The sequence below is a fragment of the Bacillus sp. 005/A4HT-01/001 genome (assembly GCF_004634445.1).
Classification (GTDB): Bacteria; Bacillota; Bacilli; order Bacillales; family Bacillaceae; genus Bacillus; species Bacillus altitudinis.
In genome coordinates, this window is record NZ_SEIZ01000001.1 from 933,545 (window position 1) to 959,749 (window position 26,205).

Annotated in this window: 22 protein-coding genes and 1 riboswitch; of the genes, 8 read left to right on the plus strand and 14 right to left on the minus strand. The window is 38.9% G+C overall.

What is annotated here, in order from left to right:
• Window positions 1-264 precede the first annotated feature (264 nt).
• Window positions 265-1,443, plus strand: a complete 1,179-nt coding sequence (locus ES896_RS04920; protein WP_135226497.1) for a response regulator aspartate phosphatase — start codon at window positions 265-267, stop codon at window positions 1,441-1,443.
• A gap of 93 nt (window positions 1,444-1,536) precedes the next feature.
• Here the strand turns inward: ES896_RS04920 and ES896_RS04925 are convergent, their stop codons facing one another.
• The 5 genes from ES896_RS04925 to ES896_RS04945 all read right to left on the minus strand — a co-directional run bounded on the left by ES896_RS04925 (window position 1,537) and on the right by ES896_RS04945 (window position 7,965).
• Entirely contained in the window at window positions 1,537-2,385 is an 849-nt protein-coding gene (locus tag ES896_RS04925) for a PRD domain-containing protein (protein WP_008347382.1), read from the minus strand.
• Window positions 2,386-2,416: 31 nt separating this feature from the next.
• Window positions 2,417-3,883, minus strand: a complete 1,467-nt coding sequence (locus ES896_RS04930) for a glycoside hydrolase family 1 protein (protein ID WP_065461409.1) — start codon at window positions 3,881-3,883, stop codon at window positions 2,417-2,419.
• A 4-nt stretch (window positions 3,884-3,887) separates the two neighbouring features.
• The gene (locus ES896_RS04935; protein WP_135226498.1) at window positions 3,888-5,747 is read right to left on the minus strand and encodes a beta-glucoside-specific PTS transporter subunit IIABC; all 1,860 of its coding nucleotides are present in this window, start codon (window positions 5,745-5,747) and stop codon (window positions 3,888-3,890) included.
• 344 nt (window positions 5,748-6,091) lie between these two features.
• Window positions 6,092-6,970 carry a hypothetical protein gene (locus ES896_RS04940; protein WP_116306550.1) on the minus strand — a complete coding sequence of 293 codons (879 nt, stop codon included), beginning with the start codon at window positions 6,968-6,970 and terminating at the stop codon, window positions 6,092-6,094.
• A gap of 101 nt (window positions 6,971-7,071) precedes the next feature.
• On the minus strand, window positions 7,072-7,965 hold the full coding sequence (locus tag ES896_RS04945; protein WP_135226499.1) for a hypothetical protein: 894 nt from the start codon (window positions 7,963-7,965) through the stop codon (window positions 7,072-7,074).
• A 182-nt stretch (window positions 7,966-8,147) separates the two neighbouring features.
• On the opposite strand from ES896_RS04945, the gene ES896_RS04950 reads away from it, so the two are divergent.
• On the plus strand, window positions 8,148-8,699 hold the full coding sequence (locus ES896_RS04950) for a PadR family transcriptional regulator (protein ID WP_008347390.1): 552 nt from the start codon (window positions 8,148-8,150) through the stop codon (window positions 8,697-8,699).
• 4 nt (window positions 8,700-8,703) lie between these two features.
• Window positions 8,704-9,192, plus strand: coding sequence for a DUF4188 domain-containing protein (locus tag ES896_RS04955; protein ID WP_135226500.1), 489 nt, complete (start codon window positions 8,704-8,706; stop codon window positions 9,190-9,192).
• A gap of 10 nt (window positions 9,193-9,202) precedes the next feature.
• Here ES896_RS04955 and ES896_RS04960 read toward each other — a convergent pair whose 3' ends face one another.
• Window positions 9,203-9,826, minus strand: coding sequence for an NUDIX hydrolase (locus tag ES896_RS04960; protein WP_024720463.1), 624 nt, complete (start codon window positions 9,824-9,826; stop codon window positions 9,203-9,205).
• Between the two features lie 170 nt (window positions 9,827-9,996).
• Between ES896_RS04960 and ES896_RS04965 the strand changes: the two genes are divergently transcribed.
• Both ES896_RS04965 and ES896_RS04970 read left to right on the plus strand, forming a co-directional pair.
• A complete protein-coding gene (locus ES896_RS04965) occupies window positions 9,997-10,203 on the plus strand; it encodes a helix-turn-helix transcriptional regulator (protein ID WP_025208285.1) in 207 nt (68 codons plus the stop codon).
• Window positions 10,200-10,880, plus strand: a complete 681-nt coding sequence (locus ES896_RS04970) for a DUF3169 family protein (RefSeq protein ID WP_135226501.1) — start codon at window positions 10,200-10,202, stop codon at window positions 10,878-10,880. Before ES896_RS04965 ends, ES896_RS04970 begins: the two co-directional genes overlap by 4 nt.
• A 47-nt stretch (window positions 10,881-10,927) precedes the next feature.
• Here the strand turns inward: ES896_RS04970 and ES896_RS04975 are convergent, their stop codons facing one another.
• Entirely contained in the window at window positions 10,928-12,274 is a 1,347-nt protein-coding gene (locus tag ES896_RS04975; RefSeq protein WP_135226502.1) for an amino acid permease, read from the minus strand.
• A gap of 162 nt (window positions 12,275-12,436) precedes the next feature.
• A riboswitch (glycine riboswitch) is annotated at window positions 12,437-12,516 on the minus strand.
• A gap of 276 nt (window positions 12,517-12,792) precedes the next feature.
• On the opposite strand from ES896_RS04975, the gene ES896_RS04980 reads away from it, so the two are divergent.
• From ES896_RS04980 to ES896_RS04990, 3 genes are all read left to right on the plus strand, one after another.
• Window positions 12,793-13,809 carry a LacI family DNA-binding transcriptional regulator gene (locus ES896_RS04980; RefSeq protein WP_024720466.1) on the plus strand — a complete coding sequence of 339 codons (1,017 nt, stop codon included), beginning with the start codon at window positions 12,793-12,795 and terminating at the stop codon, window positions 13,807-13,809.
• A gap of 648 nt (window positions 13,810-14,457) precedes the next feature.
• Window positions 14,458-15,639, plus strand: coding sequence for an MFS transporter (locus ES896_RS04985; RefSeq protein ID WP_007497314.1), 1,182 nt, complete (start codon window positions 14,458-14,460; stop codon window positions 15,637-15,639).
• A gap of 18 nt (window positions 15,640-15,657) precedes the next feature.
• Window positions 15,658-16,560: a shikimate 5-dehydrogenase gene (locus ES896_RS04990; protein WP_008344408.1), complete on the plus strand. Its 903-nt coding sequence runs from the start codon at window positions 15,658-15,660 to the stop codon at window positions 16,558-16,560.
• Between the two features lie 47 nt (window positions 16,561-16,607).
• Here ES896_RS04990 and ES896_RS04995 read toward each other — a convergent pair whose 3' ends face one another.
• The 7 genes from ES896_RS04995 to ES896_RS05030 all read right to left on the minus strand — a co-directional run bounded on the left by ES896_RS04995 (window position 16,608) and on the right by ES896_RS05030 (window position 26,195).
• Window positions 16,608-17,801, minus strand: a complete 1,194-nt coding sequence (locus ES896_RS04995; protein WP_135226503.1) for an MFS transporter — start codon at window positions 17,799-17,801, stop codon at window positions 16,608-16,610.
• Window positions 17,802-18,131: 330 nt separating this feature from the next.
• Window positions 18,132-19,601, minus strand: a complete 1,470-nt coding sequence (locus tag ES896_RS05000; protein WP_017359940.1) for a glycoside hydrolase family 1 protein — start codon at window positions 19,599-19,601, stop codon at window positions 18,132-18,134.
• A gap of 13 nt (window positions 19,602-19,614) precedes the next feature.
• Window positions 19,615-20,463, minus strand: a complete 849-nt coding sequence (licT, locus tag ES896_RS05005; RefSeq protein ID WP_135226504.1) for a BglG family transcription antiterminator LicT — start codon at window positions 20,461-20,463, stop codon at window positions 19,615-19,617.
• Window positions 20,464-20,498: 35 nt separating this feature from the next.
• A complete protein-coding gene (locus tag ES896_RS05010; RefSeq protein ID WP_017359942.1) occupies window positions 20,499-22,373 on the minus strand; it encodes a beta-glucoside-specific PTS transporter subunit IIABC in 1,875 nt (624 codons plus the stop codon).
• A 413-nt stretch (window positions 22,374-22,786) separates the two neighbouring features.
• Window positions 22,787-23,281 (minus strand): YxiF family protein, encoded by a 495-nt coding sequence (locus tag ES896_RS05015; RefSeq protein ID WP_017359943.1) that lies wholly within the window; start codon window positions 23,279-23,281, stop codon window positions 22,787-22,789.
• Between the two features lie 862 nt (window positions 23,282-24,143).
• The gene (locus tag ES896_RS05025) at window positions 24,144-24,506 is read right to left on the minus strand and encodes a hypothetical protein (RefSeq protein ID WP_046527526.1); all 363 of its coding nucleotides are present in this window, start codon (window positions 24,504-24,506) and stop codon (window positions 24,144-24,146) included.
• A gap of 30 nt (window positions 24,507-24,536) precedes the next feature.
• Window positions 24,537-26,195: a ribonuclease YeeF family protein gene (locus ES896_RS05030; RefSeq protein ID WP_135226505.1), complete on the minus strand. Its 1,659-nt coding sequence runs from the start codon at window positions 26,193-26,195 to the stop codon at window positions 24,537-24,539.
• Window positions 26,196-26,205 lie beyond the last annotated feature (10 nt).

A 26,205-nucleotide genomic window follows, 5' to 3' on the forward strand; every position in this document is an offset into this window, starting at 1 on the left:
AGCTTTATTTCATATATTCAGATGGTATTTTCGACCATAAACTTAAAACTAATAGTATCTATCACGTTTTTAGACTTCCAAAAAAAGATTTTACTCATTTGAATAAACAATTAATGATCATTACAATAACGTACATCTCATGACATAAGGTCCTTTTTATTACCTCCTGTCAATCACCTCTCTGAAACGATTATATTTTACCAAAAATTGTGATATCGTTTTTTATTGAAACAGGCGAAAGGATGTTAAAGAGGTGAAATTTCCATGACGATCATTTCAGCTGAACAGGTGGGGAACCGTTTAAATGATTGGCGAATTGCCATTCGTAAGCATGATGTACACAATGCAAAGACAATCTACACAGAATTAAAGGAATTACTTCAAGAGATGGAAGAGAATCAGGAGGTCTTGACCTACTATTCATTGCTAGAAGGCAAGTTTAAGCTCATGTTATATGAACGAAGGGGTAAAAAACTGAATGAACCGACAGTGCTAGAATACCCTTCTAAAACAAACGACTTAATTGAATACTATTTTTACCTATATAAAGCCCTTTACGCTTCATATAACAGAGACTATGCATCAGCCATCGGACTGTTTAAAATTGCTGAGAAAAAACTGCAAAACATTCCTGATGAAATAGAAGTAGCAGAATTCCATACGAAGGTCGCAAACCTATATATGATGCTTCGCCAAAGCCTGATTTCACTTCATTATATTCAGAATGCTATCGATATTTTCAAAGGTCATGATGGCTATGAAAGAAGACTGGCAGCAGCTTTTGTGATCGCAGCCACCAACTTCATGGATATTGGCGATTTCAAAAGAGCTGAGAATTACTACACAAAAGCATTACACATCTCAAATCAATTAAACGATCATTTTCTAGCATCACAGCTTTATCACAATATCAGTATTCTATATGCCGAAGCTGGAGAATCAAAAAAATGTATTGATGCCCTAGAAAAGGCTCTTAGTGATGATAACTACCTTTCATCTTGTTATTTCGAACACTCCATGTTTATGTTACTAAAAGAGCTGCTCTCCATTGATGAAAAGTCGCAAGCTCTCTATTATTTTGAATTATTCAAACAAAAACAAGAAATAGACAGAAACCCCATCTATACAGCAAAAATGAATTTTCTCTATCATCTATATTTCACTGAAGACATATCCAAAAAAGCTCAAACCTGTTTCGATGACATCAGTATTCTGAAAGAATTAAAGGATGTTGAAGGTGCCCGTGAATTAAGTGCACTAGCTGCCAAACACTTTGAAGAGCTGGGTTCAATTCACCAAGCATATCTCTTTTTGAAGGATGCCTATCAATTGGAACACACTACACTTAATTGGAGGAATTATGATGAAAAAAGTGAGTTTACTCATTTTCGCTTTAGCCATCGTTGTTTTCGGACAAACGGTGTCTTACAATTCGTTAAATGATACAAATCTTAGCCCAACAGAACGACCTATCGGAACATAAACCGATACAATACAAATAACCACTTGCCTCATTACAAGGCAAGTGGTCCACATTTATTTTAGTTCTTGATAAGAAATGAGGCGGTGAATATGTACCGCCAGATACGTAAGTTCGTCATTTGGAATAACAATACTGTGCACCTGTTTAATATAATCTTTGATTTTGAAAGCCACATCCATCGCTTGAGGATACAAGTGTGCAATTTGTTCAAACAACTCATTTTCTTGATCTGATAATAATTTATTTGCGTAAAATCTTTCAACAAAGAATTTCACATGTGTAATAAATCGGCTGTAATGAATATTCTCTTGATCCATTTTCATATTCAACGTATAGCGGACGAGATTCACAATACTTCCGATCATCTTGGCATACTTCATGCCATCTTTGGAATCGGACTCTTCACCTAACGCATTAATTAAATGAAAGGCGATATTGGCCGCTTCTTCCTTTGGTAATTGTATGCCCAATGTATTGTTGACTAACTCAAGCGCATAATTACCTACTTCAAATTCTTCGGTATAGTAGTTTTTGATTTCCCAGTATACTCGATTTGTAATATTAATATTCTTCTTGTGCCGTTCTACTGCAAAATTCAAGTGGTCCATCAAGGTAAAATAGACACCAGAATTCAGACTTGAGTTTAAGCGTTTTTCAGCATATTGAACAATATGCTGAGTTAAATCGATAAACTCTTGTGGCATTGAATCTAATAGTTGGAGAAATTCCTTCGCTCTCATGTTATCGACAGACATAAACACTTGATCTGCCTTCTTTTCTTCAATCATTTGACCTGGTTTTTGTCCATAACCAATCCCCCGGCCGAATAGAACCATCTCCTGTTGGTTCTGATCTTCAGCCAGAACCACACTCGAGTTTAAAACTTTTTTGATTTTAAACATCGTCATCACCTGTTTTCATGATTGTGGTTTTTCAATCAAGCGATTCACCATTTGTTTCAATGACCTTTTTGTACCAATAAAATGAGTCTTTACGAGAACGTTTTAATGTACCGTTTCCATCGTCATCTTGATCTACATGAATAAACCCGTATCGTTTTGACATCTGTGATGTACCTGCACTAATAATATCAATTGAGCCCCAGCTCGTATATCCGAAGAGGTCAACGCCTTCTTCCACCGCTTCTCTCATTTGGCGGAAATGCTCTTTGAAATAGTTAATACGATAATCATCGTGAATTGATCCATCACTTTCAACAACATCTTTTGCACCCATGCCGTTTTCTACAATGATCAGTGGTTTTTGATAACGATCATATAATTCTATTAAAGAAATTTTCAGACCAACCGGATCAATTTGCCATCCCCAATCAGTAGATGGAAGGTAAGGATTTTTAACTCCACGGATGGTATTTCCATCCGTTTTTTCTAATCCTTCATCAGCTGATTCAGTTAAAGACATATAGTAGCTGAACGAGATAAAATCTACTGTATTTTCTTTTAAAATAGAAAGATCATCTGATTCCATTTGGATATGAATGTTTTTTCTCTCAAGCATGCGCTTGATAAGCGGCGGGTATTCACCAAATACCTGAACATCTGCATAGAAATAGTTTTCTAAGTTTTGTTTCAATGCCCGCTCCACATCATTCGGATGACAAGTGTGCGGATACGTTGTTAATTTTGTCAGCATACACCCTACTTGACTGCCTGGTATGATGCGATGACAATCTGCTGTTACGAGTGCAGAGGCAATGAATTGATGATGGAGTGCTTGATAAACCGTCTCTTCCTCTTTCCCTTCTGGGCAGCGATCAGGAATAATTCCTGCTGTAATAAAAGAGTGGCGGTGAATACTATCTATTTCATTAAAGGTCAGCCAATATTTCACATCATGTTTATAGCGTTCAAAACATACATTGGCAAACTTAACAAAGAGATCAACGACTTTTCTTTCAACCCAGCCATTATATTTCACGCTCAGTGCTAACGGCATTTCATAGTGTGACAACGTCACAATCGGTTCTATGTTGTGTTTTTTCATTTCTGCAAATACACGATCGTAAAATTGGAGTCCTTTTTCATTTGGTTCGTTCTCTTCTCCAGTTGGGAAGATACGGCTCCATGCAATAGAAATGCGAAGAGTTTTAAAACCCATTTCAGCAAATAGAGCCAAATCCTCTTTATAGTGATGATAGAAATCAACACCTCTGCGTTTTGGATACTTTTTATCATCTGGGTCTTTCATCGCTCGATCTATATTTTCAGAAGTAACAGCTAGATGCCCTTCATAATCTTCTACACTCAAATTAGACCGGTACATCGCAATATCAGCAACAGATGGGCCCTTTCCATCTACATTCCAAGCGCCTTCTGCTTGGTTGGCGGCAATGGCGCCGCCCCATAAAAATCCTTTTGGAAAACCTTTTATTGTCGTCATATGTTTAGCCTCCTAATTGGGTGATAACCATCAATGTATCTTGGCGATTGACCTCTTGTAATGGCTGTACCTTAATATCATATTGATCTGTATTCGTGATGACAGCAAGCGTAACTGGATCGTATCCTGCTTCCATGATTTTTTCTACATCAAATTCAATGAGTAAATCCCCTGCTTGTACACGATCTCCTGCCTGCACTTTTGGATAAAAATACTGTCCTTCCAACTGTACAGTATCAATGCCAATGTGGAATAATACTTCCACCCCTTTGTCCGTTTTCATACCAAGTGCATGGTTTGTTTCGAACAGCAAGGTGACCTCACCATCTACTGGTGCATATAACGCTCCTTCTGAAGGAACAATGGCAATCCCGTCTCCCATGACCTTTGAAGAGAATATATCATCTTTTACTTCAGATAGTGAGATCATTTGACCAATCACAGGGCTTTTGAATGTTTCCCCTGCTCCAATTTGTTCAGCAAATGCTTCTTGATCATTTGTCTTTTCTTCTACTTTTTGATCCTTACCTAATACAAAAGCAGCGATAAAAGCAACAACGAAGGAAATGACAGCTCCAATGACAGCAAACATTAGATTTCGTGGAAGCTCATCTGATATAAACATCGACATACTTGCTAATCCAGGACCAACAAGTACAAAGGCTTGTATACCAACTAATCCAATGAAGATCCCGCCAACAAACGAACCAATCATGACACTTCCAAGTACGCGTTTATTTTGAAGTGTCACACCATACAAAGCAGGCTCTGTGATGCCAAAAAATGCTGAAATTCCTGCCGAAATGGCTGTTGATCTGAGTACCTTGTCTTTCGTGCGCAGTGCCACTGCGAAACACGCTCCACTTTCCGCAATATTATGCGCAAGGGATGCTGGTAAATAAAGTGCTTCTTTCCCGAGGTTCCCCATCGTTGTCACTGCATAAGGGACCATTGCTTTGTGCATGCCTGATGCAACCATAAACGGGAGTACCGCTGCTAAAATTGCGACAGCTACCCAGCCTACTGTATTAAACATTGCAAGAATAACGGATGAAAACCCTTGTCCTGCTGTAAAACCAAGTGGTCCTAATAGCAGTAACGTAACTGGTACAGTAATGACTAATGACATCATTGGGACAAAGAAAATCCGAATTGGTTTTGGTGAAAATCGTGTGAAGAATTTTTCCATTTGAGCGTAAAGCAATACAGAAAGGATTGCTGGAAACACTTGATACGCATAAGCTATATTTTTTACGTCGAATGACATTAATTGCGCACCTTCAGTAAGCATGGCTGTCATGTTCGGAAGAAGGAGTGCACCGACTGCTGATAATGCGACCAGTGGGTTTACCTTTAGTTTATTTGCCGTTGTGACAGCGACTAGTAATGGCAGGAAGTATAGTGGTGCGTCACCCACCATGTTCAGTATTTGATAGGTTTGGCCTTTTGCATCCACCCAGCCTAATAAAGAGAAAAGGAGAAGAAATGATTTTAAAATCCCTCCGCCTGCGATTGCCGGAACAAGCGGCTGGAAGACACCCACAATGAAATCTAATAGAACTGTGCCTGCTTTTCTTTTTTCTTTTGGCTGATTGGATGGCACGCCTTGCCCAGACGAGCTGCCGCCCATTAAATTTGTTACCTTTTGATACACTTCAATCACGTCATTCCCAATGACCACTTGGCATTGTCCTGACATTCTAACTGCTATGACACCTGGTGTTTTTTCTAATGCCTGTACATCTGCTTTTTTCTGATCAATTAGTGTGAAGCGAAGTCTTGTTGAGCAGTGCTCAAGGTGCGCAATGTTTTCTTTACCACCTACATGCTGTAAAACGTCTTTGGCGACTTGTGTGTAATCCATTTTTTCTCCTCCTTTTCTCATACATGAGACCTATATTTTGGCAATAAAAAAAGGATCTAAAACGACAAATTAAAGAAATTCATCGTTTTTAGATCCTGCCTGCATGACCAGTCACATGTCTAATTTATTTATATTGGATTTGTTTTTAGTATATATTGATTATATGAAAGCGTCAACATTTATTTTTCTAAAAATTATTAAGGTCTATATACCTAAATTAATTTTCTTTAATTTAGTTGAAGCAACCTTTCTCACTTTTTTTATACACCAATATTTTTTATCATCAATAAGAACTCTTTATTAATAAAAAACCAGATAAGTTCACTCATCTGGTTTCTTATCATCTATTTTTTTCTTTCTTCCGCCTGCTTTTTGAATGCTTTCGCTTGTTTTTGGTATTCCTGTTTCGTAACTGCTTTTAACTCTACAGTACCGCCTGTCATTTTAAATGGAAGTTTGATTGATTTTACATCTCGATCAGTGGAACCTATAATGATTCCATCTTCAATTGAAGGCTCATAGCCCATAAAAAAAGTTCTTCCATCCGTTTCACCCGAGACTTCTAATCTCATTTCTTTATAAGACTTACAATCTTCTTCAGGAACAGTTGTGATTAGAAGGGAGCCGGTCCATCCAATCTCAATATGCATGGTTTTCACCTGTAAAAATAATTGTTTGTCCTTTGCCGTATAGAGAAAGCCATATACCTTTGCCACTTTCTCCTTGAAGTTTCTCATACTATCATAAAACCTATCTTCAGCGGTATCGAATAGATAATCATATCGTTTTTGAATCTCTTTATGATATTTATCTAGCTTTTTTTGATTGATTGCCTTATATATCATACTTTTCTTTTCGCCTTGTTTTTTTACTGAAAGGTCTTTTCCTGAAAAGTGAACTTCGTATACGATCGTTTCTTTACCTTGTGTGACTTTGAATTCATACCCATTTTCTTTTGAACTGCCAGATACGACAAATTGTTTTTTATAGATTTGCGGATCCCACCTTACTTCTTCTATATACTTTTCATTCAAATGCCCCGTTACTTTGCCTTTATTCTCAGATATCTCAAACCAGCTCATTTTATCCTTCGTTTTATACGCAAATGCATAGGCATGATTCAATGAATTCTTTTGTGCGATTGCTTGATATGCTGTCCAGCCGCCTCCACCTAAGACGAGTACTGCCAGGATAGACACGACCCACATTTTCAATTTACTCATAGGTACCTCCACTCAAATATGTTTTGAAAAACCTTCAAGATCCCTATTTATTCTGATCGTCCTGAAATGCCATTCACAACAATCATCTGTTCCAACACGATCTATTTTTGCCATTCTTTCGCCTTCTTTTTGAATGCTTCCGTTTGTTCTTGATATTCCTCTTTCGTGACCGCTTTAAATTCTATGATCCCGCCTGCCATTTTAAAAGGAAATTTAATGTATGTTGCGTCTCGGTCAGTTTCCCCTAAAATAAAACCCTTTTCAATTGCAGGATAAGTACTCAAATCAAACATTATCCCATCTGAAACTCCACCTGCTGTATGTTTCGTTTCTTTATAAGGTTCACCACCATCTCCTGGAACCTTTCTCATTAGAAAAGAACCTGCCCATTCAGACTGCATATACATTCGTTTTACTTTTAAAAATAGTTGGTATGAACCATCCTCTGCTGTATACAGATAACCATAAGCGCCTGTTACTTTCTTAATGAAGTTTCGTACATAATCATGAAATCTATTTTCCGTGTCATCCATCAGTTTCTCATATCGAGTATGAATGTCCTGTTGAACAGCACGTAGGTTTTTTTGATCAACTGCTTTGTATGTGATGCTGTGCTTTTCACCTTGTTTTTTCACAGAAAGATCTTTTTCGGCAAGGTGAACTTCATATGTGACCGTTTCTTTCCCTTGCTTCACATAAAATTCGTAACCGTTTTCAATTGATTTTCCGGTTAATTGATATTTGTTGATAAATAGATTGGGATCATAATGCCTTTGCGGATTTTCCTCTAAAATGGTTTCGTTCAGCTGGCCTGTTACTTTTCCGTTTCTCTCCGTTACCTTGAACCAGTTCACACGATCATTTGTTTTATATGCAAAGGCGTAGGGGTGATTCAAACCACTCTTTTTTGCGATTGCTTGATATGCTATCCAGCCGCCTCCACCAATCAGTAGGACCGCCAGAATAGTCATGATCCAGATTTTCGATTTACTCATATGTCCCCTCCAAACTATAATCGTTCACTCTATATGAAGGATTCATCTCATTGATTAACAAATCAGTGATCTCTTCACCTCCTTTCTAGCATTTATTTTTTTCTCATACCTCTTGTATCTGCAGTTATACATCGTTTATTATATATCTAAATGATATATCTTTTAGATAGGTGTGTTGATCAATGAAAAAATACAATGATACGACGTATGCGATTTTGGGGATTTTAACGACAGATTGTAAGTCTGGGTATGAAGTGAAGCAATTAATTGATAGGAGCTTGCATCACTTTTGGAAAATTAGTTACGGACAAATTTATCCAGCTTTAAAGTTAATAGTCGAGGAAGGGCTTGCGAAGGTTTCACCCGCTTCTACAACTGGGCGCTCAGACAAGCGGGAGTATCATCTGACTGAAAAAGGGCTGGACACGTTGAGGCAATGGCTGGCGCAGCCGCTCGATCAAGTACCATCAGAACGAAATGAAGTGTTATTAAAGTTATTCTTTGGTCAATATCTTTCGTTTGAGAAAAAATTGGTGCTTTTACAGGATTATGAGAGGCAGCTCCGTATCCGTTATGAGACATATGTTGCGATTGAACAAAACATTCAAGAGCTGTATCCAGATGAAGCTGATGCGAAGTATTGGCTGTATACGTTAGATTACGGAAAGAAAGTGGCGCAGGCTGGAATTGATTGGTGCGTGGAGACCTGTGAATCGATGAAGAAAGAAGGATGAACAAATGAAAAAAAATATACGTGCTGGCAGGTATACAACAGACAATTCTGAGCCGATTGTTGTGTTCATTATCGGAATGAGAATCAATAAACGCTGGGCTGTCCATCAATGGTTGCCAGTATTTAAGGCGATGCCGGGGATGATCAAAGAACTTTATACACATCAAGAAGAGCTTGGTTTTCTCGGGACAGAAAATTACTTCGGTTTACGCACCACCACCATGATCCAATATTGGAAATCAACAGAGGATCTCCTTGCTTACGCCAAGATGGAGAAGCATTTGGCTGCTTGGAAAGGATTTAACCAAAGGGCACGAAATAATGACGCGGTCGGAATTTATCATGAAACGTATCAAATTCAAGCCGGCTCATATGAATCTATCTACGTGAACATGCCTTCATATGGATTGAGCCAAGCGAAAGCACCCATCCTAATTGGAAAAGGGAAAAGAAAAGAAACCGCAAAAGAACGCCTTTCCACAACAAATTCCTAGAGCTGATTCTCTAGGAATTTCTTTTTGCAACCATCACAAAATGTTTTAATATGCGGGCAGTTAATCCCCAAATGGTGTAACGATCGTAATCATAAAACCACTCCTCAATCGAACGACTCCCCCAGCTGTATTTTTCACCATTCATGATTTTTTCATAAGGAAAGTCCTCTCCTGGTGTTGGCTGCACCGATACATGGTGTAAGTATGGTTCGTATTGGCTGAGCCATGATAGCGGCACAGTAAAGGTCTCCTCTACTTCTTCTTGATTAAAGGAATGTTTGACCTGCTGTTCATCAATGATACCGACAAATGGATATACCACAAAGGATGGAGAGGCAATATAAGGACTGAGCTGTCCTAACACCTTGACGGATTCGGGCGGAATCCCTAGTTCTTCATATGTTTCCCGCAGTGCAGCTTCTTGTGCGGTTTCGTCGCCGTCGAGTTTGCCTCCTGGGAAGCTAATATCGCCAGGCTGTTTTCTCATCGTCAGTGATCGCACTTCAAATAAAACATGCCATTCCCCGTTTACTTGCACCAAAGGGACAAGGACTGCCGCTTTGAACGCTGTCTCTTCTCCGATAAATAGCGGCTGTGATTGATGTAAGTCACTTTTTAATTGATCAATGAACATGGGCATCACCTATTTTCCGTTTCTCTTTTCTTTAGCGTATCATTGATTTCCTTTTGAATAAAGGCGATCTTTCTGACAATTATTTTTATCATTTTGACAACTATACTTGTCAAAATGAATATAATACTTTACAATCAAGATAACATTTTGATCAGAGTTGAGGTGACAGAATGAAAAATCGGCTAAAAGAGCTGCGGGCACGTGATGGTTTAAACCAAACGGAGCTTGCGAAACGGGCAAAGGTTTCCCGCCAGACGATCAGCTTAATGGAACGAGATGAATTAATGCCGTCTCTCTTACTTGCTATGAGGCTTTCACGTATTTTTCAAGAACCCATTGAACAAATTTTTCTATTCGAGGAGGATGAACTCACATGAAAACTGTATACAAAATGCTCTTAGGTGCTCTCCTTGGTTTTCTCGGTGCTTACTGTTTACTGGCAGCCGAATTTGAGCTGACACTTCTGCAAGCTGCATTTGAAGCGACTCTTGTCATCACTGGCTTGACAGTTCTATTCATCATTTATTGTTTTTCAGGCATTTCGCGCATGAAGAAAAGAGTCTCTCTTTCGGTATCTGGTGATGAGGAGGATGAACTAGAGGTAAAACAGTACCGAACTTTTACTGATGTAACGTTAGCTAATACGGTGAGTACCATTTTATCGATCATTGCAATTGGTATTTCCATCGTAACCGAGCAACCACTCTGGCTGATTCTCACAAATGCTGCCTTATTTTTGATCACTGTCATTCTTTCTTATGCATCGATCTCTGTCCTAAAGCTCGTCTATCCTAATCGTCACCTACCTAGTCCAACCGATAAAGATTATGGCAAAAAACTGCTCGCCATTTCTGATGAAGGCGAAAAGCATGTGATGCTCGATGGGCTTTTTCACACTTTTCAAATGATGAATATTTTATTGACCGGTGCCATGTTTATTTTGATTGTCTATTCTCTTGGCGCCAATCACTCTCAACTCTTCTCCATCATCGTCGTTGGACTTGTACTGATCATTCTTAATGCATACTATATGTTGAAGATTCGAAATCGTTAAATAAGCAAAAGCACAGCCATTTAAAAAGGCTGTGCTTTTTTCGTTCATTATGTTGAACGTCGTTTCTGTCGTGCATAAATCAAAAATAAGAACCCAAACCATACGGGTGTCAATAACAGGGCTGGACGTGTCGCATCAGCGAAAAGCATGATGACAAGAATGGCAGCAAAGAGCACAAGAACCGCTATATTCACAAAAGGTGTAAATGGCGCTTTAAAGGTAGACGCCTTATGCAGTTCAGGACGTGTCTTCTTATATTTCAAATGACATATTAAAATAATACTCCATACCCAAATGAAACAAATGGCACTAATCGTTGTCACAATACCAAAGGCTTGTTCAGGAATTAGCTTGCTTAAAAGAGCCCCTACTGACACCACAATTGTCGACACAAACAGGGCATTACTTGGAACAGCGTGCTTATTCAGTCGGCCAAAAGATGCCGGTCCTTGTTTTTGATGACTGAGATTATACAAAATTCGGCTCGTTGAGAACATACCGCTATTACAAGCAGACGCCGCAGATGTCAGGACGACAAAGTTGATGAGTCCCGCCGCTACTGGTATCCCAATGAGCCCAAAGGTTTTCACAAAAGGACTTTCTGATGCACTGAGTTCTGTCCATGGGTTGATGCATAGTAATACAAAAATCGCACCTACATAGAAAAATAGAATTCTTAATGGAATTTTATTAATCGCAGACGGGATATTTTTTTGCGGATTCGCTGTTTCTGCTGCTGACACACCGACAAGTTCCACGCCCACATACGCAAAAATCACCATCTGGAATGACAATAAGAAGCCTGTCACACCATTTGGAAATAATCCGCCGTGTGACCACAGATTCGTTACCGTCACGGGTCCTGCATCTGTTTGAAAACCAATGATTAACAGGACAATTCCAACGCCAATCAACAGTAATATCGTAATCACTTTAATAAGTGCAAACCAAAATTCCATTTCTCCAAAAAGCTTCACCGTTAATAAATTAAATCCTAGCAAAATCAATAAACAAATAATAGCAGGAATCCACTGCGGAATATCAAACCAGTACTGCACATACACCCCGACCGCAATAACATCCGCCATCGCTGTCATAATCCAGCAAAACCAATACGTCCATCCTGTCACAAAGGAAGCCCATGGTCCAAGATAATCCTCTGCTATATCCGTTAAAGACTGATAGCCCGCCTTAGATAAGAGCAATTCTCCAAGTGCCCTCATGACAAAAAAGATGGCCATTCCGACAATTAAGTACGCAAAAATGATCGATGGTCCTGCCAATTGAATGGCTTTTCCAGACCCTAAAAACAGCCCAGTTCCAATCGTTCCGCCAATGGCAATTAATTGAACATGACGGTTTGATAAATCTCGCTTTAACTCTTGTTGTGCCAATTTCAACACCCTCCTACGACACGATCCTATACTGAAATAATGAACTATCAAAAAGTCCATAAAAAAAGAGATTGGATGCGCTCCAATCTCACGGTCATAAAAGAATAGCAAAATAGAGAAAAGCAATACACAGTATGATCCATGCATCACAAATACAATATTTCGTACTCTTCTGTCCTTTTGCCTGAGATTGTGAACCCTTCGGCGCCGCACATACATGCGGTCTCTCCAGAAGCTGCTCCTGCCATAGTGTGACCCACAGCAATCATAGCCTTCGATATTTACTTTAAATGTTGCTATTTCTGAATAATTTTATATTTTACGCCTCTAAAAGAAAGCTGTCAATGGTAATCTTTTAAGATGTTGTCTCCTCCTTATCTGAAGCTGATATGACATCACTTCATCAACACCCCTTGATTAAGGTATAATGAAACAAAGAATGTTCGGCTCGTTTGGTGGAGACATCCATCTTGATGATGAACCATAGTTAGGCAATCCAATGAAGTTGGTGAAGACAAATGAAAAAAATGAACAAACAGCGTGTGACATTACAAGAAGTCGCTCGGCATGCCGGTGTATCGACTTCAACGGCCTCACTCGTTGTTCGCAACAACCCTAGGATCTCTGAAGCCACCCGGAAAAAAGTGCTGCAATCCATGGAGGATTTGGGATACGTGTACGATCGCGTCGCTGCTAACATGCGGTCGAAAAGTTCAAATATTGTAGGTGTGATCGTCACGGATATTTCAAACACCTTTATTTCTGAATTTTTAATCGGTGTGCAAACCACACTTGAATCACTTGGCTATACCGTTTTACTTGGGACAACCTTTGATAGTGTAGATAAGCAGGAGCGGCTCATCTCCACAATGGTAGAGCACCGAGTGGGTGGAATTATCTTAAATCCAGCATCGAAAAGTTCGACACGAACGGTCAAACAATTAAACAACATTCGCACACCAAAAGTATTGGCAAACCGTGAATTAGCAGATGTCCATTGTGATTATGTCGGCGTTGATTATGAACAAGGCACTTGGATGGCGGTGCGTCATCTTCTTCAAAAAGGGCATCGCCGCATCGCCTTCTTAGGTGGAATCAAATCCTCATCGACTTGGATTGAACGGATGAAAGGGTTCAAAAGAGCCCATGATGATGAGGACCTGACGATGGATGAATCTCTTATTATCGATATGGTGCCTACCCGTGAAGGCGGGAAAGAAGCCCTTGCCCAAGTGATTGACCTTCCCGAACCACCTACTGCTATTTTTTGCTTCAGTGATTTAGTGGCGTTTGGGGTGATTCAAGAATTGGCAGCGCGTGACATCAAGCCTGGTGAAGACATTGATGTAGTTGGGTTCGATAACATTCCTGAAGCGGAGATGTATCACCCACCGCTCACCACAGTCTCATCATTTCCACGATCCATTGGAGTCAAAGCAGCCAACCTTTTGTATCATAAAATGAACGAGCAGGATGAAGAACTGCAGCGGTTAATATTAAAGCCTCAACTTCATATTCGAGAAACCTCGACATGATCATGAAAAGGAGAATTGCAAAGCGATTCTCCTTTCAGATTGTTGACAAAGGGCTAAAATGAACTTTATTTTAGCCCTTTGTCTTCTTTTCAGCGTGATAGAAAACCTTTGCAGTCTAGGAAGGACGAGCACCGGAGCAGAGCGAATTTGACATTCGTGAGCACCGGAGCGCAGGACTGACAAAGAATGCGAGGGTTTGTCTACACGCTGAAAGGAGAATTGCAAAGCGATTCTCCTTTTTTTATTGAGCAAGTCAACTATTTCTTTATTACATTTTTCTTTTTTTAAATCACAAAGTCATAAACTTGACACATTTTATACACAGGAGTATATTTATCTCGTTGCTTCTTTTAGTATATCGTTATACCTTTTGTGAACATATCGTTATTTATCATATCAACTACAGTTAAAGATGGATCTTTTGATTCTGATCAAATCGAGGAAGTCCATCTACTGATGATAACTGTTATTATTTTTAATTTTTTAGTAGAACGATGTACTTATTTGAAGAACAGATGAATATTCATTATTTTTTCATCAATCACACAAGGGGTGTTGTGATGGACTTAATATTATTTACGTTTAAGGAAATAACAAAGGGTAACAAGAATTTGGCCCGAACAGGGTTTCAAATATAGGAGTGGGAACATGAAAAATCCATACATTAAATCATCACTTGGCATGTACTTAAACTATTTCATGCTAGGCATGATCAATATTATTGTGGCATCAAACATGGAAAGCTTATCTGAACGCTACCATGTAGATATTCCAAAAATCAGCTTGCTTGTATCAGCAATCGGGATCGGTAAATTAATTGCTCTCTTTTTCTCTGGCCGGCTGGCAGACAGCTGGGGGCGCAAACCTGTCATTATTACAGGTAACTTTCTCTACTTATTATTCTTAATTGGGATTCCAACAACGACCAATTATACATTGGCTTTCATTTTTGCCATTTCCGCAGGGATTGCAAACTCATTACTTGATTCAGGAACATATCCTGCTTTGACAGAATCATTTCCTAAAAAAGCAAGTTCAGCTTCTGTATTAGTGAAGGCGTCTGTATCAATTGGTGCGACTGTTCTTCCATTTATCTTGGCATTCCTTATTGCACATGACATCTTCTGGGGCTGGGCATTCTTTGGGCTAGGACTTCTTTATTTACTTGTAGGCATTTACTTGATCTTTATGCCGTTCCCAAATCATAAGCAAACGGCTTCTCAAAACGATCTTCCCGTTCAAGAGCAAATGAAGGAAGAACCGAAAATGTTTGGTGAAGGTTTAGCTGTTGTACTTATGGGATTCACGTCTACTGCATTATTTGTCGTATGGCAAACTTGGCTTCCACAGCTCGGGTTGAAATTGATTGGGCTTGGCTCAGGACAAGCGACACAGCTTCTTTCTTATTTTAGTATCGGTGCACTCGTATCTGTTCTATTGCTTTCAATCGTATTAGATAAATTCATTTCACCGATTATGGTCGCCATTATTTACCCAATCGGGGCATTCCTTGCCATGCTTTCACTATTTCAAATCGAAACGTACGGCATTGTCATTGTTAGTACCTTTTTCTTAGGATTATTTACAGCCGGCATTTTCCAGTTGGCGATGAGTATTATGATGAAATTATTCCCTACAAACAAAGCAACGGCTTCATCATATGTCAACATTGCGGCAAGCTCAGCGTTTATCCTTGTTCCGCTGATTACAAGCGGACTCGTCAGCACGTACGATATTAAAATGACTTTATTCTTCGATATGATCATTGCGGTCATCAGCGTATTGTTAGCAGTCTTTGTTTTACGACGCATGAAAAAATTGTTTAGATAATTAAAGGAGATGTCAATCATGACAAACATACACGAACGTAATATTGATGGAAAAACAAAATTAGTCGGTCTTCTTGCAACACCAATCGGACACAGCCTGTCACCACGGATGCACAACCTTGGCTATACACTAACAGGAATCAACTATGCTTACCTTGCTTTTGAGGTAGGAAATGATGAACTAGAAGCAGCAGTAAACGGGATGAAAGCAATGGGTGCAGCTGGATTTAACGTATCCATGCCGAACAAAATGAAAGTACTCGATTACTTAGATGAACTAGATGATTCTGCAAAATATACTCGCGCAAGCAACACAGTTGTGAACAAAGATGGCAAGCTGGTTGGTTACAACACAGATGGTCTTGGTTACGTAAGAAACTTAATTGAACACGGCGTTGAATTAGCTGGACAAAAGGTTACACTCGTTGGATCTGGCGGCGCTGCAACACCGATCGCCATTCAGCTTGCACAATCAGGTATTCGTGAAATTAGTATTTTTGCTCGTAATGATCAATACTTTGTTCAAGCAGAGGAAAATGTAAATTACATCAACAACGAAATGAAATCATTCGGTGTCAAAGCGAATATTTTCCCACTTGAAGACAAAGACGCTTTCCGTCGTGAAGTAGCTGAAAGTGCGATCTTAGCAAACGGGACAAGTCTTGGCATGAAACCATTAGATGAGCTCAGCATTATTGACGATACCCTTGATGTATTACGCAAAGACTTAATCGTGACAGATGTCGTCTACAACCCGCAAAAAACAAAACTTCTTGCTCAAGCACAAGAAGCTGGTGCCAAAACGATTAACGGTCTTGGCATGATGCTATGGCAAGGTGCCCTTGCGTACAAACTGTTTACTGGCGAGGATATGCCTGTTGAACAAGTGAAACAAATTCTATTTGAAAATGACCGTTTCTAAACGAAACACAGAAAAAAGACGACCTCCGCTTTGGAAGTCGTCTTTTTTTATTCGTGTATCATCACACGGCGATATCGATAAAGGATATACACCGCGCCGATGATCGCTACAACAGCCACACCCGCATCAAATATAAAGATTTGCAAAATGGTCGAGTGGGTTTCGATCAAACCAGTGACGACTGGAATCACAATGGCGGACACTCCGCCTGCTGTTGAGATAATTCCTGTCATCGTCCCTTTGTTTTTCCAGAAGAACTCAGCCATTACGGTTAACGTCAGCTGAAAGACACCCGCTGTTGAAAAGCCCAATACAAATGCATTGACGGTCCCGATGACTGGAGACTTCACGACCAATAGCACACAGATAGAGGCTAATGTAATAATCGGATAGAGTAGCAGCACGGTGACCGGACGAACAATGCGGCGCAAAAGAAATGCGAGCAATAAGACAGACAGCAAACCGCCCATGCTATAGTAACTAAGCAGCTTCACAGCACTGCCAGAAGCCATCCCCAAAATTTCCTCACCGTACGTAGGCAGCCAAATTTGCGGCAAGGCGTACAGACCATTTGATGTAAAACTGATCACAATCAGTGCGACCCCTTCTCTCCAAAACGTAGGCTCTGATGAGAAGCGCGGAAGTTCATCATGCTCCGTCACCTGAACTTGCTCCACCTTGCGATGATTCGGAAATGGCAATGTCCACAGCATCATCACATTCACTAAATAGATAAAAGCAGGTACAAAAAACGCAAATCCATAAAACAAATCATGCTCTGCTAAAAAGAAAATAGCGAGCGGCAGAATGGTCGCCCCAATCGAAATAAACGCCTTCACCATCACATTTGCAGATCCCGAGTTTTGAGGAAAAGCTTCCATTAAAGCCGGATACGTCCCTGCATCCATCGCCGAATTCGCCACCCCTGCCAAAATCGCAAACGCAAACGCGATTTGATAATTCGGAGACAATGGGATTCCGATGAGGAACACCGCCATCAGCACCCCAGAAACCAAAATGACCGGCTTTCGTCCAAAACGATCTGACAGTACGCCCGATAGACCATACGTGAGCACCCTGCCAATACCGAGTGCAGATATCATATAACTTATCCCCGCACTATTTGTATCTAATTGTTTGATCAAAAATGGCATATTAGAAGCCAAAATAATATTGACCATACCTAATAAAAAATAATTGATATAAAGACTAGAGGCCGTTCTCAAATACGGATTCCTCATGCTGACACACCCCTCAACACATTGCAATGAAGTGACAAATAATGGTTACGCTTACAAGATTCATGCGTGAGGAGAAACAGCTTTGCAACCTTCACGTACTTGAAACAACTCATCATTTCATACAGCTTACATGCCCTTCATTTATCAAGCATCTCTTCAAATTTTCACTAGCTCTTATTTTATATGAATGTGAAAGGTAATGATAGTGAATTGCTTAAATTTGAGGGAAATGCATATCCATATGCATATCTTTTCTTTTACGAGCTGAAACATTCATCAATAAAAAATAGGAGTGGGTATACACCACTCCTTAAAAGATTTCTGACACATCTATTCGTTCATTTCCAGTCCATTTTGACGAATCACATTCTGGTACCAGTAAAAACTTTTCTTAGGTGTGCGATTTAATGTTCCATTTCCATCGTTATCTTGATCAACATGGATAAACCCATAACGTTTTTCCATTTCTGACGATGAATAGCTGATTAAATCAAGAATCCCCCAGCTCGTGTACCCCATCAATTCGACTCCATCCTCAATCGCTTCTAACATCTGCTGGAAATGCTGTTCATGATAACTAATACGATAATCATCATTGATCGTTCCATCCTGCTCCACCTGATCGTTTGCTCCTAATCCGTTTTCAACAATAAATAGCGGTAATTGATAGCGGTCGTATAGATCATTTAAAGAAATACGAATACCAATAGGATCGATCTGCCATCCCCACTCACTCACTTCTAAATAAGGATTCTTTACGCCACCTATCGTATTTCCGCTGACCGTTTCCATCCCTTCACTGTTTTCAGTAGCAACAAGTGAATTGTAATAACTAAAAGAAATAAAATCGACGGTATGAACCTTTAATAACTCGTCATCTCCTAGCTGTTTCTCAATGTGAATGTTTTTTTCTTTGAACAGTCGATGGATAAAACGTGGATACTCCCCGCGCACCTGTACATCTGTGAAGAACATATTAAATTGATTGTTCTTCGATGCCTTTAAAACATCTTTTGGATTACAAGAATAAGGATACGTTGTTAATTTCGTCAGCATACAGCCAATTTTTGAACCCGGGATCATTTCATGGCAATACTTCACTGCCAGAGCACTTGCAACAAATTGATGATGTAGCGCTTGATAAACAGCCTGCTCTACATTATCAAAACGCTCTGACACGATTCCTCCACTTGTAAACGGATGGCGAACAATGCTATCAATTTCATTGAAAGTCAGCCAATACTTGACTTTATCTTTGTATCGATCAAATACCACTCGACTAAATTTCACAAAGAAATCAACAACAATGCGGTGAGACCATCCACCATATTGATTGACTAAGTATAGCGGCATTTCATAATGAGATAGCGTAACGAGTGGTTCAATATCATGTTTCTTCATTTCATCGAATAAGCGGTCGTAAAACAATAATCCCGCTTCATTCGGCTCTTCTTCATCTCCCTTTGGAAAAATACGTGTCCAGGCAATCGAGACACGCAACGTCTTTAATCCCATCTCTTTGAAGAGCGCCATGTCTTCTGGATAACGATGATAAAAATCGACACCTCTTCGTTTCGGATAACCTTCAGCGGTATCTGCACGCATCGCTTGTTGAATTTGTTCTTCATCCACTTTATTGTGCTTTTTATAGTCAGACTTGCTGAGGCCTTTTTTAAAAATCGCCACATCAGCAGTCGATAGCCCTTTTCCGTCTACATTCCATGCACCTTCTGCTTGATTAGCCGCAATAGCGCCACCCCATAAAAAACCTTCTGGAAACTTTCTAACTTGATTAGACATCTCTCTTCCTCCCTTAAGACGATCCATTATTTCTTAAAACCACTCGATTGACATGAATAATTAAATACATTTTTTCGTCATTGGATATGGTGTAATCCACATTTGTTTTAATATATTTCTCGATTTTCTCCACACATTTCACTTCTTCAGGGTATTTCCTCATGATTTGATCGATTAAATCATGGTCATCTGTTTCAAGCATTTTGTTCTCCAGCAACCGCTGAACAAAGAACTGTAAATGTGTTAAAAACCTGGAGTAATTAATCGTATCTGTTGGAATATCGATCTTATAATGCATTTTAATGATGTTTAGAATATCTTTGACCATATTGGTCATCATCACGATTTGATTCAAATTGTCTTCTGTCTGCTGCGCATTTACTAGATGAAAAGCAATATTCGCTGCTTCTTCTTCCGGTAATTGAATACCTAGTTGTTTTTTTATTAGATCGAGTGCGTGCATACCAATGCTAAATTCCTCGGGGTAAAATTTCTTCACTTCCCAAAGCAGGCGATTTTGTATCGTGAGATGTTCCTTAAAGCGCTTTGTAGCCATAAAAAGGTGATCTGTTAGAGAAATATAAAGATGCTCATTTAAGTGTGTGGATAATCGATGCTTCGCATAGGAAATAATCTCATCCGTTATGATTAAAAATTCCTCTGGAGTCTCTCTCATGAGCTCAGCTAAATCATTTGACGTGCTTCGATCTTCTAGCACATAAATCTTTTGTATATCTTCCTCTTGAATAAGACTGCCAGGCTTATTTTTAAACCCGATCGCCTTCCCCATTACGATGATTTCCTTTCCATCATCTCGTTTAGCGAGAACCACACTGGTATTCAGCACTTTTATAATTTCCATACCATATCACCTTCCTGGTTACATTCAAAATCTATTTATAAGACAGTTAAAAGTGGCTGCTGATGACCAGAAGGATTGGTTTTTCCCTCTTGGGTTAAAATTTCTAAATAATCAGCCGAATTTGTAATGATCACTGGTGTTGTTGTGTCATAACCAGCCTTTTGTATACTCTGATCATCAAATTCAATTAAAAGCTGGCCTTGCTTTACTGTATCACCTTTTTGAACATGTGAAGTAAAATGTTGTCCATTTAAGTTAACGGTATCAATCCCAATATGAATAAGAACTTCAACACCTAAGTCTGACTTTAGACCAATCGCATGATTTGTATGGAAAATCATTTCTACTTGCCCATCAAATGGAGCTACTACTTTTCCATCGCTAGGTTGGATCGCTGCCCCCTTACCCATCACTTCTTCAGAAAATACTTTATCATTTACTTTCGCTAATGGGATGACAGCTCCTTTGATCGGTGCATAAATGACCTCACGATTTCTTGTGTTTTCTGTTGTAGAGATAGGCTCATTGCTCTTCTGGACGACTTCATTTTCTGCATCTTTAAAGCCAATGATGTAAACAGCAATAAATGCGACTACCGCTGAAATGACTGCACCAATAATGGCAAACGTAAAGTTTGAAGTCCCTTTTTCAATGAAAATCGGCATAGTGGCAATTCCAGGTGAAACCATGACAAACGCTTTCAGTTTAATTAATCCAACAAATATACCTGAAACCCCTGCTCCAATCATACATGCAAGTAATGTTTTCTTAAGCTTTAAATGGACACCGTATAATGCAGGTTCTGTGATGCCAAATAAAGCAGAAATTCCTCCGGACATCGCAATTTGTTTTAACTTAGGATCTTTTGTTTTAAATGAAACTGCCAAAGCACCTCCACCTTGTGCAAAATTCGCCGCTAACATGGCTACTCCAATGAGCGCATCATATCCAGGCGAAGCAAGGGAAGCGATAACAACTGGATAGAACACCTTCTGCATGCCAAACATCACGATAAAAGGTAAGAAAACAGCTAAAATTGCAACAGCCGCCCATCCCGCAGTTTGTTGTATCCATAGCACTCCCGCTGCTAACCCTGCGCCCAGATACATACCGAGCGGCCCTAGAAACAGTAAACCAATCGGCGCGACAATGATCATTGTGATTAAAGGAACCATAAAAATTTTGACGGGTCCCGGTGATAATTTATCCGCAAGCCTTTCAACATAGGACATAAGCCAAACAATCAATATAATTGGAATAACCGATGCGCCATAAGATACAGCTTTCAAGGGTATTCCAGCAAAAGCAACTGGATCGCCACTGCTAAACAAAGCTGTTAAGTTAGGATGTAATAAAACCCCAGCCAAAGCCATGGATACCATAGGGTTTGTGCCAAATTTTTGCGAGCTTGTATAGGCTAACAAAATCGGCAAGAAGAAGAACGCCGCATCTGAAATGATTTTCAACACCAAATAGGTCTGGCTATCTTCTTTCATCAAATTCAGCATCGGCAACAAAATCAACAAAGCCTTCAACATACCAGCACCGGCAATTGCAGGGATAATTGGTGCAAAAATGCCAGTGATTAAATTGGCAAAACGATTGAAGTATCCTTTGAAGCTATGATCTTTATTCTGGACAATTTGCCCGCTTGCTTCTGGGTTGTGATCAATAAGCTTTGCAAATTCTTTATAGACATAACCTACATCATTTCCAATAATAATTTGATACTGACCTGCTGTATCCGCTACTTGAATAACGCCATCAAGACGACTAATTTCTTCAGAGTTTGCACGTGAAGAGTCTTTTAATGTCAGCCTTAATCTCGTCATACAGTGGATCGCATTTTGAACATTTTCACTTCCACCAATATGCTTTAGAATGTCTTGAGCTAAGTCTTTATGGTTCATCAAAGTCACCGCTTTCATTTTTAATTATAGGAGCTCAGGCAACAAAAAAAGACCTGGATTGGGTGGGAATATACAAATACAGATATCCCATCCAATCTAGGTCTTGCCTGCCGAACAGTAACACGCCTTATTGAATGTACGCATTATTCTATTTTTAGCTTTTCATCGTTTCATGAAACCGCTTTTAACATGTTAATATCACTATAGTAAGTAATTTTTTAAACAAAAGCAACATTTTTCTTAAAAATCAAATAAAAAATGAATAAATATAGATCAAAGAGTCTGTTTTTATCAACCAAATGTACCTTTTCAGATGACTGATAGAGTGAGAAAGAATAAAACAAACTAAAAACGATGTCAACCTGACACCATTGAGAAACCCTGACTATCAAGAAAACCTTATCTCTTCGTCTCTACATCCCACTTTTAATCTCACAGCCCCAAATACTAAACTCATAAAAATATTCTGTACGCTCTATGCATAATCCAAAATGAAAATCCTCTGCTATTAAAATGAAATCTCCGTATCCACTTAAAAATTTGGTTTGCTCAAGAAGTTGATTTAAATGATGAAACACTTCATCCACATTTACTAAAAGCGCTTCAATTTCATGATCTCGGAAAAAAAGCAATCTCCCTTGTTTAGGAGTCTCTTTTATCCTCCCGACCATTTCATTTAACATTTGTGTAGACTTTTCAATATGCTCTAGATCGTTGTCTCCATGTATTTGACTTTTATGTTCTCTCGATTGCAGGAAAGTAAATACCTTCTGACAAAAAAATTGATTCTCTTCGACCTCCAAAAAAGGGGGTTCTGGAAGTGTCATATAACTTAATTCGTTTATTAAGTGCTTTCTTCTGCTTTTTCTTTTTAAGGTTTCGATTTTTGTTTTTCCTTTATTATTCATAGGAGCACCTCCACAAGGCGTATAAACATTGCTCTCTAGACATCTCCCCCTTGAAAATTCCACCAGGCTACACGGTGGAATGAACTGATTTCTAGATAACTATGCTTTTTTTCAAAATTTCCGGATATAAATCTAGGAAATCAATATAAATGGGGACTTTGTATAATTACATGTACGTAATAATGAATCTTATGTTGTTTAAAATCCCGAATAAATACATTCCTACTTACTCTTTTTACAATGTGACATTTTTCATCAGTGTAAATTAAATAATCTTGATCAGTATAAAACCAATCAAGATCTTATTTCATCATTAAATTTCAGCAATAACGGACTAATTTGAATGTATTTTTGAAATGAAATCTCGAAGAACTGTCTTTGCTGGTAGGTTCGCAGTAGTAGTCAACATTTGATTTATACGTTCTGTAATCTGAGGATGTTTCAGTACTATTTTTTTACCCTCTTCAATAGGATAACTTCTTAATGTATCAATACAAATCTCAAATAATTCCGCATCATTAGTATTCAGCAAATCCAATAAAATATGAAACTCATATTCATTGCACTCATTATCGAGACAGTACGCAATTTTTCGCTGCCACTCTATTAGTTTATTGAGTACCTGTTTTGATAGTTCTCCCCAATCGTTTAGGCTAAAATACAAGAGTATCTCACTTACTAGTATTTATCAGCGGATAAAATTTTATCCAGTTCTATATACATTTTTAATGCTCCAATGATGGTTCCACATATTTTGCTTTTTAAGCATTGTTTGGTTTTTATTCATTATAAGACCACCACCATAGAAACGGCAAAACAGAGAAGCAATAGCCTTATTAACCTCGTAGAAATACATACAGTTTTATTTCCACCAGTTATATGTAATTTCTTTTAAATGAAATTCTATAAAATCTATCACTTTGCTATAGTCATCAGAGCTAAACTCCTGAATAGGATTGTCCCAATCTGTATTTTTAACTATTAGAACAAGATAGTTGCCATCTGAAGATAAATCGGGATACCAACCTAAGTCCAATGTTATTGATGATTTCTCATGATAAAGCTGTAACAAACTTTCAGTGAACATAAACCATCTTTCATCTTCTGTTTCTAACTTTCTAGGGTCAATTTCCCAAAAATGATTATAACGGACATTCCAACCTTCAGTTATCCTCAAGGGATGAATGTTTACTTCCGGAATATCAAGTTTCACATGCTTTCTCATCTTTATCCGACCTCTTTGTTAATTTTATAGTTATTTTATTCCTAATTTGTTTAAATACTTATTTAATCTATCACCAGCTATTGGATGACCGTGATACACATTACCACTCGTTAGTTCTCCTCTAATCCAACTAGTAGATTTTCCATTATCATAACCAACAACTTTACCAGTATCATAAATGAAGTAAAAATTATTATTGCCATTATCAATGATATGCCCTCTTTGAAGAGCTTCTTTTTCTATCACTTTATTATTTATTTCAGGTAGGTATTGAGCATTTCGTCTTCCGGTTTCACTAAAACGTTTCGCTTCTTCGGCAGTTCTAGCCTTTAAATGCTTATTATCATGATGAGAATATACTGCACTATTTATCTTTATTCTAAAATCTTTTCTACCATAATAACTTTTATGAGCAATTTCATCATGCCTTTTTGAAATATTAGGTATACCTGAACTCTTTACACCCATCTTCCCATGAAACCCTTTTGCCCCAAACGGCAAAAGCATCCCAAGCGCTGCATTCATACTCGCTTCCTGCTGTTCTTTCGAGATCTTATTTCCAAACATATCTCGACCCGTAATCGCTTCGCTGAAGCCGTTTGTTGCGGTGAGGCCATATAAGCCTTTTTGTGATGTTTTCAGGGCGTCAAAAGACTTCTGTGATGTCTTGTAAATGTCTACTGCTCTGACTGCGGCGGACGTGGCTTGAGTCGTTTTATAAACGGCTTTACCGCCTTTGAAAATACGTCCTGCCCAGCCGACGATCGGGATGTATCCTGCTGCAGCCATGCCTCCTGCGGCGACTCGCTGTCCTGCGGTGAGTTCTTCACCTGTGATCGGATCGACACCTGTTGCAGCACGTTTTGCATCGTTCACGCCTGTCAATTCATTGACAATATTTCCTCCGTAATCAAGAGCTTTTTCATACCACGGACGGTTGGCGAGCGCTTCTTGTTCCTTTGCGATCTTGCGGGCTTCTTCTTGATCTTTTTTGATTTTTAGATATTCAGAAGTTTGCTTCTCAATATCGCTTTTTGCCTTGTAGATTTCGCTATTTTGATACGCTTTCTTGTCAAAATTCATAGGCGAAATGGATTTTCCGTCATTTGTGGCATTGATCATTTCTGCGTACAATGCCATTGTAGCCTTCTCCTCAGTCTCTGACAAAGCATATTCATCTTTTAGATTTTGATCAAGTTCTATTAAATCTTTAACCGTTTTCTTGCGTTCATCTTCCGCATCTGCAATCTTTTCGTCAAAGGTTTTACTATCAAATACCTCCAGAGAAATGAGGTCATCAATATCTTGAAAAATCGTTTTGAGTGCCTTTTTTTGATCCTTTACAATGCTTTTGGCGTTTTTGATGCCCATATGTACAGCGTTGTCTAAAAAGTGTTCTTCTACAAAGGTATCGCCGCCAAAGTTTGTATCATCAAGCGTTCCAGAAACACCTTCATGAAAGGCTTTTTGTTTATCAATGAAGCTAATAAACATGTCCACATTTCCTGCGAGCTCTTTGTAGAAGCTTTTAATGTTATCGGCACCTTTTCCAGTGAAGTCGTCACCGAGGTTGGCAACACCTTGTAATGCCTTTTTAAAATCTATCATTTGTTCGCGGAGTTCCTGATAGTGTTTTGCCCTTGTATCCATGGCACTGGTTAGTGCTTTTGCATCAAGTATCTTGCCCAGAAGAAGCCAC

What these genes read in the sequence shown, in the direction of transcription:
- ES896_RS04930 (WP_065461409.1), bottom strand. Translation starts at nt 3,883, where the DNA reads ATGACGACAATAAAAGGTTTTCCAAAAGGATTTTTATGGGGCGGCGCC.
- ES896_RS05000 (WP_017359940.1), bottom strand. Translation starts at nt 19,601, where the DNA reads ATGTCTAATCAAGTTAGAAAGTTTCCAGAAGGTTTTTTATGGGGTGGC.
- ES896_RS04940 (WP_116306550.1), bottom strand. Translation starts at nt 6,970, where the DNA reads ATGAGTAAATTGAAAATGTGGGTCGTGTCTATCCTGGCAGTACTCGTC.
- ES896_RS05015 (WP_017359943.1), bottom strand. Translation starts at nt 23,281, where the DNA reads ATGAATAATAAAGGAAAAACAAAAATCGAAACCTTAAAAAGAAAAAGC.
- ES896_RS04960 (WP_024720463.1), bottom strand. Translation starts at nt 9,826, where the DNA reads ATGTTCATTGATCAATTAAAAAGTGACTTACATCAATCACAGCCGCTA.
- ES896_RS04970 (WP_135226501.1), top strand. Translation starts at nt 10,200, where the DNA reads ATGAAAACTGTATACAAAATGCTCTTAGGTGCTCTCCTTGGTTTTCTC.
- ES896_RS05010 (WP_017359942.1), bottom strand. Translation starts at nt 22,373, where the DNA reads ATGAACCATAAAGACTTAGCTCAAGACATTCTAAAGCATATTGGTGGA.
- ES896_RS04955 (WP_135226500.1), top strand. Translation starts at nt 8,704, where the DNA reads ATGAAAAAAAATATACGTGCTGGCAGGTATACAACAGACAATTCTGAG.
- ES896_RS04965 (WP_025208285.1), top strand. Translation starts at nt 9,997, where the DNA reads ATGAAAAATCGGCTAAAAGAGCTGCGGGCACGTGATGGTTTAAACCAA.
- licT (WP_135226504.1), bottom strand. Translation starts at nt 20,463, where the DNA reads ATGGAAATTATAAAAGTGCTGAATACCAGTGTGGTTCTCGCTAAACGA.
- ES896_RS04920 (WP_135226497.1), top strand. Translation starts at nt 265, where the DNA reads ATGACGATCATTTCAGCTGAACAGGTGGGGAACCGTTTAAATGATTGG.
- ES896_RS04945 (WP_135226499.1), bottom strand. Translation starts at nt 7,965, where the DNA reads ATGAGTAAATCGAAAATCTGGATCATGACTATTCTGGCGGTCCTACTG.
- ES896_RS04950 (WP_008347390.1), top strand. Translation starts at nt 8,148, where the DNA reads ATGAAAAAATACAATGATACGACGTATGCGATTTTGGGGATTTTAACG.
- ES896_RS04990 (WP_008344408.1), top strand. Translation starts at nt 15,658, where the DNA reads ATGACAAACATACACGAACGTAATATTGATGGAAAAACAAAATTAGTC.
- ES896_RS05025 (WP_046527526.1), bottom strand. Translation starts at nt 24,506, where the DNA reads ATGAGAAAGCATGTGAAACTTGATATTCCGGAAGTAAACATTCATCCC.
- ES896_RS04985 (WP_007497314.1), top strand. Translation starts at nt 14,458, where the DNA reads ATGAAAAATCCATACATTAAATCATCACTTGGCATGTACTTAAACTAT.
- ES896_RS04980 (WP_024720466.1), top strand. Translation starts at nt 12,793, where the DNA reads ATGAAAAAAATGAACAAACAGCGTGTGACATTACAAGAAGTCGCTCGG.
- ES896_RS04935 (WP_135226498.1), bottom strand. Translation starts at nt 5,747, where the DNA reads ATGGATTACACACAAGTCGCCAAAGACGTTTTACAGCATGTAGGTGGT.
- ES896_RS04925 (WP_008347382.1), bottom strand. Translation starts at nt 2,385, where the DNA reads ATGTTTAAAATCAAAAAAGTTTTAAACTCGAGTGTGGTTCTGGCTGAA.
- ES896_RS04995 (WP_135226503.1), bottom strand. Translation starts at nt 17,801, where the DNA reads ATGAGGAATCCGTATTTGAGAACGGCCTCTAGTCTTTATATCAATTAT.